13 protein-coding genes are annotated in these 11647 nt (G+C 46.4%); 9 read left to right on the top strand and 4 right to left on the bottom strand.

All coding sequences use genetic code 11. The features are described from left to right. Window positions 1-58 precede the first annotated feature (58 nt). Window positions 59-793: a YitT family protein gene (locus MKY85_RS19860; RefSeq protein ID WP_339256251.1), complete on the top strand. Its 735-nt coding sequence runs from the start codon at window positions 59-61 to the stop codon at window positions 791-793. A 205-nt stretch (window positions 794-998) separates the two neighbouring features. Here MKY85_RS19860 and MKY85_RS19855 read toward each other — a convergent pair whose 3' ends face one another. Further along, entirely contained in the window at window positions 999-1469 is a 471-nt protein-coding gene (locus MKY85_RS19855) for a DUF2188 domain-containing protein (protein WP_339256249.1), read from the bottom strand. A gap of 317 nt (window positions 1470-1786) precedes the next feature. Here MKY85_RS19855 and MKY85_RS19850 point away from each other — a divergent pair, with 317 nt between their 5' ends. Further along, window positions 1787-2587, top strand: a complete 801-nt coding sequence (locus MKY85_RS19850) for a lipid II flippase Amj family protein (RefSeq protein ID WP_342570588.1) — start codon at window positions 1787-1789, stop codon at window positions 2585-2587. A 58-nt stretch (window positions 2588-2645) separates the two neighbouring features. On the opposite strand, the gene msrA is transcribed toward MKY85_RS19850, so the two are convergent. After that, a complete protein-coding gene (gene msrA, locus MKY85_RS19845) occupies window positions 2646-3608 on the bottom strand; it encodes a peptide-methionine (S)-S-oxide reductase MsrA (protein WP_339235569.1) in 963 nt (320 codons plus the stop codon). Window positions 3609-3788: 180 nt separating this feature from the next. Beyond that, window positions 3789-4400 carry a VTT domain-containing protein gene (locus MKY85_RS19840; RefSeq protein WP_342570587.1) on the bottom strand — a complete coding sequence of 204 codons (612 nt, stop codon included), beginning with the start codon at window positions 4398-4400 and terminating at the stop codon, window positions 3789-3791. 199 nt (window positions 4401-4599) lie between these two features. On the opposite strand from MKY85_RS19840, the gene MKY85_RS19835 reads away from it, so the two are divergent. Continuing rightward, the gene (locus MKY85_RS19835) at window positions 4600-5538 is read left to right on the top strand and encodes a Gfo/Idh/MocA family oxidoreductase (protein WP_342570586.1); all 939 of its coding nucleotides are present in this window, start codon (window positions 4600-4602) and stop codon (window positions 5536-5538) included. Window positions 5539-5570: 32 nt separating this feature from the next. Beyond that, window positions 5571-5885 carry a hypothetical protein gene (locus MKY85_RS19830; protein WP_342570585.1) on the top strand — a complete coding sequence of 105 codons (315 nt, stop codon included), beginning with the start codon at window positions 5571-5573 and terminating at the stop codon, window positions 5883-5885. A gap of 25 nt (window positions 5886-5910) precedes the next feature. On the opposite strand, the gene MKY85_RS19825 is transcribed toward MKY85_RS19830, so the two are convergent. Next, window positions 5911-6729 carry an AraC family transcriptional regulator gene (locus MKY85_RS19825; RefSeq protein WP_339307136.1) on the bottom strand — a complete coding sequence of 273 codons (819 nt, stop codon included), beginning with the start codon at window positions 6727-6729 and terminating at the stop codon, window positions 5911-5913. A 190-nt stretch (window positions 6730-6919) separates the two neighbouring features. On the opposite strand from MKY85_RS19825, the gene MKY85_RS19820 reads away from it, so the two are divergent. The 5 genes from MKY85_RS19820 (at window position 6920) to MKY85_RS19800 (ending at window position 11510) form a co-directional block, all read left to right on the top strand. Continuing rightward, a complete protein-coding gene (locus MKY85_RS19820; protein WP_342570584.1) occupies window positions 6920-8032 on the top strand; it encodes a Gfo/Idh/MocA family oxidoreductase in 1113 nt (370 codons plus the stop codon). Between the two features lie 203 nt (window positions 8033-8235). Beyond that, a complete protein-coding gene (locus MKY85_RS19815) occupies window positions 8236-9204 on the top strand; it encodes a sugar phosphate isomerase/epimerase (protein WP_253438881.1) in 969 nt (322 codons plus the stop codon). A 24-nt stretch (window positions 9205-9228) separates the two neighbouring features. Next, window positions 9229-9957: a trehalose utilization protein ThuA gene (locus MKY85_RS19810; RefSeq protein ID WP_017687549.1), complete on the top strand. Its 729-nt coding sequence runs from the start codon at window positions 9229-9231 to the stop codon at window positions 9955-9957. A 330-nt stretch (window positions 9958-10287) separates the two neighbouring features. Continuing rightward, on the top strand, window positions 10288-10584 hold the full coding sequence (locus tag MKY85_RS19805) for a helix-turn-helix domain-containing protein (protein WP_253442681.1): 297 nt from the start codon (window positions 10288-10290) through the stop codon (window positions 10582-10584). Window positions 10585-10778: 194 nt separating this feature from the next. Continuing rightward, window positions 10779-11510, top strand: coding sequence for a hypothetical protein (locus MKY85_RS19800; protein WP_342570583.1), 732 nt, complete (start codon window positions 10779-10781; stop codon window positions 11508-11510). Window positions 11511-11647: the final 137 nt, after the last annotated feature.

The following is an 11647-nucleotide window of genomic DNA, read 5'->3' as shown; positions in this document are numbered from 1 at the left end:
CCTTTTGCAGGGTACGGTCGGTCTAAAAAACCAACCTACAAACTGCGAGGGAACCTGAATGAAGAGAACATCGTTAACCTTACAACACGTTAAAACAGAGGCGATCAAATTCGCCATTATGCTGCTCGGTACATTTATTTTAGCTTTTGCCTATTATCACATTAACTTTCAGAATCATTTATCGGAGGGCGGATTTGTTGGTCTGGCCCTGCTCGGAAAATACGCAACAGGCTTATCGCCTGCCATCGGTATGTTGTTGCTCGACATTCCGGTCATGATCCTGGCCTGGTTCCTCAAAGGCTGGAAATTCATGATTCAGGCATTGCTTGGCGTCGCTGCATTTTCCCTATTCTATGACGGCTTTGAACGATACTCCACACTGGTGTTGTCGTTTAACGGAAATCTGTGGATTCCGGCAGTTCTATCCGGTGTATTGACTGGAGTAGGCGCTGGGATTGTGCTTCGTTTCGGCGGAGCGACAGGCGGAGACGATATTCTCGCCGTGCTGGTTAGCCGCTGGAAGGGATGGAAGCTGGGGACCGTTTTCTTTGTCAGTGATGCTTTTGTATTGGGATTGTCGCTTTTCTTTCTTCCGGTAAAAGAAACTTTATATACGATTCTGGCCGTATGGATCGCCAGTAAAGTCATTACGTACGTCGTTAGTGTTCCGGCTCGTGGAACCGTGGTAACAACTTCGGCTGTGAAATTGCCGATGCCATCGGCTGCAGCCAAAGCAGTTAATGCTGCTGCTGTTTCACAGCGGACTACGGTGGCTAGAGGGGTATCCCATTGATCTTACGTTTCAGAATAATCATAACCTGTATGGATCTTGTTGAGATCTTAATTGACGGTTACGTTCATACAAAATCCCTTTTGACTGCATGTCAGCAGCAAAAGGGATTTTGTTGTTTTCGTCCAGATCATGATTAATTATTCGCTGAACTGTAGAATAACAGCCAACAATGAATACGGCCATTTTCCGGTGTAATGCAATTCATTCAAGGCTTAATTGAAGAAGCAATCTGCCCATCCTGATTATGGATAATGGCGCGAATATGTTGATGGCTACTGCGTTTTTTAGCTTCATCCACAGCTTCAGCTTTCGTTTCAAATGTAGACAGATAGGTAGACTTTCCTTCTTCCTTAATTGCCCAACCGGAGTCGGTAGGCACCACATGAATGTTGTCATGACTCTTGGACGATGAGACAGGTTCGGAATGCCGACGCTGCGTGGAAGATGACTCTTTATGGTTAGAATTTTCGGAAGAAGATGTGGAGTTCGATTTCGAGCCTTCCGGTGTGGGATGATTTTCATCCCATTCTTCCGCCTTAGCTGTCGCTATGGCAATCGAACGTCCTTCCTCATACCCGTCTTCGAGCAGCGCATTCGCAATCTCAATTGCTTTGTGTCTGACACGTGGTTCCAGGTTCTTCATGGATACCGGATAATCCTGTTTGTTCCAAGGCATATGAATCCCTCCTGTACAATAATGGATTAGTTCTATATTACCCTGTGAGGGAAGAGATAAACGATGAAGAGGAACGGGAAGAAGCAGAGCTAAAAGCTTTCTGTGAAAAGCTACTCCGTAAGCATAAAGGAATCAAAAGAATCTGGGGATAACAGCGATCGGAAGGTTGTTCTGTCATCGGAGTGTCAAGTGTAAATATACTTTAGTACAACGAATATAGAAGGATCTCGTTCCTATACTTTTAGAACACAGAAGAGTATAATGCTGTGCATGAAAGAAATAAGTTCAACAAAAGGAAGATAAAGGGGTACATACATATGTTTAGCCTCAGTCTGGCAATACCGATGATATTCACTATGTTGATTCATGCAGCAGACAGCCTATCTTATGCACTTCGTCTAGGTGGCTTGCGTACGCGCAGAATCGCGCTAGCCATTTCATTGGCTGGTATTTTGCTGTTGGTTTCTCGAACTTCCAATATGGCTCAGGGTCCGATGGTAGGTAATCTGGTGGATACCGCAACACGTGGAGCTAATCCTCACTTTGCAGCACAACTACATTGGCTGATGGGGGCGGCTACCATCGGAACCGCATTAGCCATATTGTGTTTTCCGACCATGGTTAAACTCTCATCCCGAATGGTCGTGCATTTTGAAGCAGCGGGTTCCATTCCTGTGATGGTTCGCGGAATGCTGAAGCGAAGCAAGATTAGAAATGCAATGTATTACATCACTCCGCCATCCTGGAAGATGGCCAAACGATTGGTACAGCATGGGATGCCAAGACGATTAATGATGCTGAATGTAGCGGTAACCGCAATCTATACCACGGGTGTCCTGTCCAGCTTATATGCAGCGTACCTTTACCCCGGTCAGGCTGTAGCTGCATCTCAATCGACCGGGCTAATTAATGGCATAGCGACTATTTTGCTAACTATCCTGATTGATCCGCGGATTTCCTTGCTCAGTGACAAATCATTACGGGGTGAGATCCGTTTGGATCGCATGAACCAGATTTATGGCTGTATGCTCGTATCCCGTTTATTCGGTACACTGGTGGCACAGCTGTTATTAATTCCATTTGCGTATTGGATTGGTTGGATTGTAAATATGATGTGATTGTAAAGTACCAAAAAGAGCAGCGGGATCATCCCACTGCTCTTTTTGGTATTCAAACTTATTGGAAAAGGACGGCGTACTCACCGTATCCTTCTTTTTGAAGGTCTTCTTTGGGTACAAAACGAAGTGCCGCAGAGTTGATGCAATAACGCATTCCACCAGCTTCGGCAGGACCATCATTGAACAGGTGACCCAGATGGGAATCCCCCTCACGACTTCTCACTTCGGTACGAATCATGAAGTGACTGAGATCGGTTTTTTCCTTCACATTGTGGTCACGCAATGGACGTGTGAAGCTCGGCCAGCCGCAACCCGAATCGTATTTGTCAGTAGAACTGAACAATGGCTCGCCGGATACGATGTCCACATAGATCCCGTCACCGTGGTGATCCCAGAATTCGTTATGGAATGCAGGTTCGGTCGCGCTGTTCTGGGTCACTTCATATTGAAGCGGCGTCAGACGCTCTTTCAGTCCGTCTTTGTCCACCTTGCCGGACCAGTTGCGTTCGATGAAATCTACGCGTCCAGAACCTTTGCTGTACCGTTTGTAGTGGGCAGGGTTCTTCCGGTGATAATTCTGGTGATGTTCTTCGGCTTCATAGAACGGTTTGGCTGGCAAGATCGGCGTGAAGATGGGTTTGTCAAAACGCCCGCTTTGTCCCAGCTCCGCTTTGGACGCTTCGGCAATCTGGCGCTGCTCTTCGCTATGATAGAAAATGGCCGTCTGATAGGAAGATCCGCGGTCATGGAATTGCCCGCCTGTATCCGTAGGGTCGATCTGCTGCCAGAACAGTTCAACCAGTTTCTTATAAGGGAAGATAGCAGGGTCGAATGTAATTTGCACAGCCTCTACATGTCCTGTTGTCTCCGAGCAGACCTCTTCATATGTTGGATTCTCGGTATGTCCTCCTGTATAACCCGATACAATCTTGTGAATACCGGGCAGTTCTTCAAAGGGGGATACCATACACCAGAAGCATCCGCCTGCAAAAGTTGCTAACTCACTTGAATGTTGTTCCATGCTATAGTCACTCCATTTCTGATGAAGATTTAGCGCTCGTGTTCGAGCTCCAGCAATCTACCATTTTTATTAACCTGTTAACACAAGCATTGGGCTTGCTCTTCTATTATATCCTGAATTGGCAAGCCAACCAAGCAGGATTGAAAACAAACTGGATCTGAATACTTGCGAATTCTGAATTCAGGCTTTGTTTCGTGACCGAAAGCGAAATAGGAGCAATACAATGGCCATGAACACCAGGTATCCGGCAAGGATCGCCAAGCTCAGCCAGATCGAGGTTTCAGCCTGTGCACCTGCATAGGCAAAAACAAAAATCGCGGGCATTTTGCCAATAGCCGTAGCAACCATGAAGACCCAGAATGGCGTATACGTTATACCTGCGTAGATATTAACGGCCATCTGAGGCACGACCGGCAACAATCGCATCGACATAACACCCATAAATGGATGTGCTTCCATCCATGTGGTAAAACGGCTCAGACCTCGAATGCGTTCGAGGTACGATCTCGCCTGATGTCTGAAGATGGTTCTTGCTCCGCCATAGACGAGCATGGCAGCAAGTGTAGTGCCAAGCCAGCATATCCAGGCTGCCGTGGTAGTACCGTAACTGTAACCAAAGGCGATAATAACAAACTTATAAGGAATTACAGGCACCAGAGCAAACAATGTTGCCATGGCGAGTAACAGCGGAATGGACTGATGAAGATCGGTCCAGGCCAGCAGTTCATATCTGTAAATAAACGTGACTCCTGCAAGTAAAACATATAACAGAAGCCATAACCATTTTCGCAAAATCCCAAACGCTCCTTTCAGATCAGGCAGGTCTAGTCGTGTCCCGATCTGTACTGCTTTTCATTATAAGTTTACCACGTTCGCCCATGGTCTGAACAATTCGTGAGAAGTCTGCTGCAATCACTGGCAAGTTGCTGTCCGAAGGGTTACACTATAGGACGTGGAAATATAGAACCGAACTGAAGGTGGAATGATCATCATGGAAACAACCCAACGTAAACGAGTTGCAATTATCGGCCTCGGCGATATTGCACGTAAAGTATATTTGCCGCTGTTAACCGCTCATCCGAACGTGGAGATTGTAGGCATTATGAACCGATCTCCGGAGCCGGTCAAAGCCGTTCAGGAGGCGTATCGATTAGAACGGGGAACAACGGATCTGAAAGAACTGTTGTCCTGGGACTTGGATGCGGTGTTTGTACATACAGCAACAGAAGCGCACTTTGACATTGTCATGCAATGTCTGGAACAGGGATTAGCCGTGTATGTAGACAAGCCGTTATCCTATACGCTTCGGGAGTCGGAAGAGATGACTGCTTTTGCCGAGGCACAAGGTCTGTTGCTGGCCGTGGGCTTCAACCGCAGATTCGCACCGATGTATCAAAAAGCGAAAAAATGGATGGAGGGTGGAAAAGGCTTCGACTCCCTGACAGTGACCAAACATCGTACAGGCATTCAGGATCGTCCTGCGGCAGAAACGATCTATGATGATCTCATCCATATGCTCGATCTGATGTTGTGGTACTCGGATCATAATGTGGAGCTGCTTCACCAATGGATTCGGAAGAATGATCTGGACCGATTACTGCATGCAACCGGAACGGCCAAGCTGGGTAGAACAGCCTACGGTCGATTCGATATGGTGCGTGAAGCTGGGGCAGATCTGGAGAAGGTCGAATTGCATGGTGGTGGGCGTTCTGCTGAAGTGGTGAACATGGACACGATTAGCTACTTGGAACAGGGGAGTCTGGAAACCAAAGAAGCGTTCGGGAGCTGGGACACCGTGTTAGCACGCAGAGGTTTTAGCGGAGCAGTTGATAATTTCCTGGCTTGTCTGGACTCGCCAGATGATTGCCTGATCAGTGCAAGTCATGTCATGGACAGTCATGAACTGGCTGAACAATTGATTCGCAAATAGTTAGAGAATACACATACGGAGGATTACACGTCATGGATGAATATGAAAAGGAACGTAACAAGCAAATCGAGGAAGCGGTCATTGAAACCTATAAACAGGAAGAAGAGATGATGATCCTCGTATTTGCCCAGTGGTGTGTGAATAATAGTTTGGACCCGGAAGAGATGTACCGGCAAGCCTACCCGAATCAGCAGAGCAACGAACGTTTGCAGCAGGTGCAGAAGCTGATTGTATCCAAGGAGGAAGCCGGTGAGATCCCGGATGATACGGTACTTGGAGTGTTGTCCATGTTTGGCAATGAAGATCTGGCGATGGTTGTATCTGAGGCCATAGCCGCGCGCAAATAAGTTCAACTTACGTATACTGGTATGATTACATCTGTTCCCGGTGAATGACGCGGAATTCCTTCGGGGACATGCCGAACCGGGAACGGAATACCCGATGGAAATAGGTATAGTTGTTGAAGCCAGAAGATTCGGACACTTGCTCCAGGGTCATTGGACTGAAAATAATCCGTTCCCTGGCCATGTTCAGCCGTACGTCAAGCGTGTATTGCATGATGCTTTTGCCAAATGCCTCTTTGAAGAGATGAACACCCCGTGAGACACTGATGCCAATGTGTGTTGCCACATCATCCAGCTTGAATAAAGAGGAAGCGTTTTCTTCAATGTAGTTCTTGATCTCATAAGCCACATAATTGGTATTGGTTATCGTTGGATGCTCCGCAAGCAGACGATCCACTTCGAGACATAAAATTCGCATATAATAACTTGAAATTTCCGGATAAGGATTAGAGATGCGGCGTTGCTCCAGCACGAGCTGTCGAAACAGGACTAAAAGACTTTCCGTCAGTTCGACTTTGATCCGTGTCGGCCGTTTGTGACGCTTCCACCACTCATCCACCCAGGAACCATTGAAGAAGATGTGATAGTCACCACTCTCCACCAGTCGTTCTCCCATCGGATTAATTTCATTGTCTATTCTCAGCTCATAGGGCTCATCAGGATCAAAAAGAAGCAGATCGCCCGCATCCACCAGGGACATGTCCCCGTCAATGCGTGCACGGCAACGTCCGTCTGTTTGCAGTCTTAACAGGTAGTTCTTGACCCCTTCAGGCTGCACCATAGCGTAGGGTTTACGATGAAATGAAAAGCCTGCTGTAAGAACTTGGCAGGATTGATCTGTCGGCATGGGCATACTCCTTGCAATTTGAAAATTATGACCAGATAGTTCATGTTTCAATCATATTATTCATTTTAATTGAAGCTGAAACGGAATACCATAGTATTAGATTTAAGGAACAGGAAACATCCAACAAAACATATGTATCTCAACCATTCAAACGCAGATTTTCACCATGCGTAAGGAGATGAACGTCACAGTGGAGAAAATGAAAGCAGGCATCATCGGGTGTGGTAACATCAGCGCCATCTACCTGGAAAATCTCAAAAACAACCCGGTCATTGAAGTCGTGGCTGTTGCGGATTTGATTCGTGAACGCGCTCAGGAACGGGCAGATGAATTTAATATCGCAAACGTTTACAATGTAGATGAGTTGCTGCAAAATAACGAAATTGAACTTGTGTTGAACCTTACGGTTCCTGGCAGTCATGCCATGACCGATCTGGCTGCACTCGAAGCAGGCAAACATGTGTATGCCGAGAAGCCGCTGGCAATTTCTCTTGAGGATGGTCGTAAGGTTGTTGAGCTGGCTGAAGAAAAGGGATTGTACGTGGGTTCTGCACCGGATACGTTCCTTGGTTCAGGCATTCAAACGGCTCGTAAAGCGATTGAGGATGGCCTGATCGGCAAGCCGATTGCAGCGACTTCATTCTTCATGGGTGGAGGACCGGAAGCTTGGCATCCTAATCCGGAGTTCTTTTATGTTGCAGGTGGTGGACCGATGTTTGATATGGGACCCTACTACCTGACCGCTCTGATTACGCTGCTTGGACCGATACGCAGAATTAGCGCCTCGGCAGGCATACAGATTGCAGATCGCAAGATCGGCTCCGGGCCGAAGGAAGGTACAGCGTTGCAAGTAGAGACGCCTACCCACTTGGCAGGAACCATTGATTTCGCAGAAGGTGCCATTGCGACCATGATTACCAGTTTCGATATTCGCGGAGCTTCGGATCTGCCACGTATTGAAATCTACGGTACAGAAGGTACGCTAAGTGTACCGGACCCCAACTATTTTAACGGGGAAGTGAAGGTTCGCAGATACGGTCAAGACACTTGGGAGACAGTCAAACCAGTCTTCGAAAGTGGACAAAACGAACGAGGCATCGGCGTAACCGAAATGGTTGAATCCATTCGTGCCGGACGCGAACACAAAGCCAGTGGCAAGCTCGCTTATCACGTACTGGAAGCTATGCATTCATTCCAGCGTTCTTCACTTGAAGGCAAGCACATACATCTGGAGAGCAACTATGACGCTTTTGCAGTAACTCGCACAGTTCAAACTGAGATTGAAAGCGTGGAATCGCTCTAGTATGAGTAACAAGTGTTAACGCTTGATGCCCATACGAATGATGAAGAATAACCAGTATTCTTACGTTCAATTTCAGGATAGAAACACTCTCGATTTTCCACACTAAGCAAACAGGCATATGATTCTGAACGGTAAATGTGTATACAGTTCAATTTTCATGAATTCAGCAATTATTCGATATCTAATCCAGGGAGGAATCGCACTTGAAACTCGGCGTATTTTTGGTACTATTCGGAGGACGTAAATTGGAGGATGCTCTTGATTATGTAGCATCAAAGGGATTAAAAGCAGTAGAGATCGGAACAGGCGGACATCCAGGCAATGCACATTGTAAGCCGGATGAATTGTTAAGCAATCCTACGGCACTTAAAAACTTCAAAAACGCAGTGGAGTCACGTGGTTTGACAATTAGTGCACTGAGCTGTCACGGTAACCCGCTTCATCCGCAAAAGGATATTGCGAAGGGATTCCACGATGATTTTGTTAAAACGGTAGAACTGGCTGAGAAGCTGGAAGTGCCTGTAGTGAATACATTCTCCGGTTGTCCGGGAGACCATGAGGATGCCAAGTATCCGAACTGGCCTGTTGCACCATGGCCGAATGATTTCCAGGAGGTCCTGAAGTGGCAGTGGGAGAACAAAGTGATTCCGTATTGGACAGAGTGGGGTAAATTTGCAGCAGATCGTAACGTAAAAGTCGGATTGGAGCTGCACGGTGGATTCTCCGTTCATACACCAGCAACCTTGCTGAGACTGCGTGAGGCAGCAGGTGAAGTAATCGGAGCCAATCTGGACCCAAGTCACATGTGGTGGCAAGGTATTGATCCGGTTCAGGCCATTCACATCTTGGGCCGTGAAGGAGCCATCCATCACTTCCATGCCAAAGATACAACAATTGATCCGGTAAACGTGAACAAACACGGTGTAACGGATATGCAAGATTATACGAATATGCTGGATCGCGCTTGGCAGTTCCGCTCTGTCGGTTATGGACATGATAACAAGACATGGGCAGATATTATTAGTGCCTTGCGTCTGGTCGGTTATGATTACGTAGTAAGTATTGAACACGAGGACGGTCTGATGTCGGTTGAAGAAGGATTCTCTAAAGCCGTACAAAATCTCCAGCAAGTATTGATTGAAGAACCGCTGGGCGATATGTGGTGGGTTTAGAGCTACACTAGGGGGAAATTGAATATGATCAACGTCACCATTTGGAATGAATTTGTCCATGAGAAAATTCACGATGAAGTAAGGGAAGTCTACCCGGATGGTCTGCATCGAGCACTGGCTGACGGACTTGGCGGCGAAGGCTTTGCTATTCGTACGGCTACACTGGATCAGCCTGAACACGGATTGAGTGATGAAGTGCTGAATTCCACAGATGTGCTTATATGGTGGGGACATATGGCACATGATCGTGTAAGCGATGAGATCTCACAGAAGGTTGCACAGCGAGTGCTGAACGGGATGGGAATGATTGTGCTACATTCAGGTCATTTCTCCAAACCATTCAAAGCGCTGATGGGAACCAGCTGCGATCTGAAATGGCGTGTAGCTGACGAGCAGGAAATTGTATGGTGTGTAAATCCATCTCATCCGATTGCAGATGGCATTGAAGGCAAGATTGTATTGGAAAAAGAAGAGATGTACGGTGAATTCTTCGATATTCCAGTACCGGATGAACTGGTGTTTGTAAGTAACTTCCAGGGTGGGGAAGTATTCCGGAGCGGATGTACGTTCCGGCGTGGTGAAGGTAAAATCTTTTATTTCCGACCAGGTCATGAGACGTATCCGACCTATTACAAACCGGAAATATTGCGAGTAATCAGTAACGCAGTAAAATGGGCATATCCTGCCCGCAGCTTTAAGCCGGAATTTGGCAAGAGCGAACCTGTAAGACCATTTGGTGGCGTGCTGGTTTAATTCACAATTTCTTTATTCCTAGAAAGGAATCAAAAAATCTGGGATAACATATCCATACCAAGGAACCCTTCTGCAAGTCGATGATGACTGTGGCAGTTGGGTTCCTTTTGGGTAAGATAGTATTATGGGGAAGTTATACGATATTTCCCATGGTTACGAGACGGGCTGTAAGGTATACTGGGATATAACAAGTAATACTTCTAAAATTTAAACTTTTTAGGGGCAGACGTTTTCTTTAATGCTTAAATATGTTATTATGAAATATACTAACAAAATGTAAGTTGAGTGATCTCTAAAGAGGTGATTAATGTGGAAGGTCAAGACTTGCGGATGTGTCCGCGTTTTGAGACGGCGTTTTCCTTTTTGGGCAAGCGCTGGAATGGTTTAATTATTCAAACGTTGATGAGTGGTTCGAAGCGATTCAAGGATATCTCCAATCTGATTCCATCCATGAGTGATAAGATGTTATCCGAACGGATGAAAGATCTGGAGGGTGAAGGTATTCTGGTTCGTCACGTCTATCCTGAGACGCCGGTTCGTATTGAATATGAACTGACGGATAAAGGTAGAGCGCTCCAGCCTGTCATGAATCAAATTCAAGACTGGGCTGAGAAGTGGGTTGACTAACGTCTAAGCAACATCACCCACTTTCGTTGCATGAATGACTTAGACTCCTGATTTCTGTGGAAATCAGGGGTTTTTGTCTTAAAAATAACGTGGATCGGCGTTTTTCTCTTGGGCGTTGCACATGTTGTCATGAGTTGTAGTATAATCTATAGAAAATGGCCACAGACGGCCGGAGCGAAGGAGGCCCACTTGTCATGAGAGAAGAAAGCTTATCCCGTGAAGTACGCTACGGCAAGAAAGATATTGCAGAACTTGAGAGCGCATCCATTCAGGTCCATCTAATATACAAAAAAGCTGCAGAGTTATTTAAGCGCACAGCATACTCCCGTTCGGTTAAAGATGATCTAACCGAAGTGAATACACATTCTGTGAACAGCGATGGCCCGAGATTAGCTCCGGCTGTGCTGCAAAAATGGATTCAAACGTCCAGGGGCTGGAAGTGTATCGGATGTGAACTGAGACAACCTGATTTAACGATGTCTCAGATGGAAGAAACAATCGATGAAAAGCAGTTGCTTCTGGATATCGGAGAAGGTCGGTTGGTTCACGCAGAAATGCTGATTCAGGCGGTTGTCTGGTCTCAATATGAGAAGATTCGAATGTTTGCACCTTGGCTTGGGGATGACGCCTTCTATAGCGTTCAGGAACTGGATGTCATTGCCCGTTATATTGTGCCTACCTATTTCTCTGAACGGCCTTTGCATGAGCAAGGCAAGGTGTTCAAGATACATCAACCATATGGGCAGATTCCGTTATATCAGGAGTATGTAGACGCACCTTCATGTTGCGTGCAGGTGGACGGAGGCTTGCTTGAAGGGCGATTGCTGACAGGTGTATATGTGTCTGAAGAACAGTTCTTCGGACTTAATCCATATCTGAAAGATGGAGATGGAGGACGGACATACATGCAGGCTAGTGTCCAGTAACAGCAGAACCAATGAAATCGAGAAAATGATTCAGATTGGAGAGCCTGTGTGCAGGCTCTCTTTCTTGTACAAGCCTTATTTGGAGAGGCACTCCCTTAAAAGTAACGGCTTTGACACTTTTTTTTGCTGAAGGTTGT

The organism is Paenibacillus sp. FSL R5-0749, from assembly GCF_038595085.1.
In the GTDB taxonomy this organism is placed as follows: Bacteria; Bacillota; Bacilli; order Paenibacillales; family Paenibacillaceae; genus Paenibacillus.
Note: the sequence above shows the minus strand (reverse complement) of the source record. Positions and strands in the feature narration are given on the sequence as shown.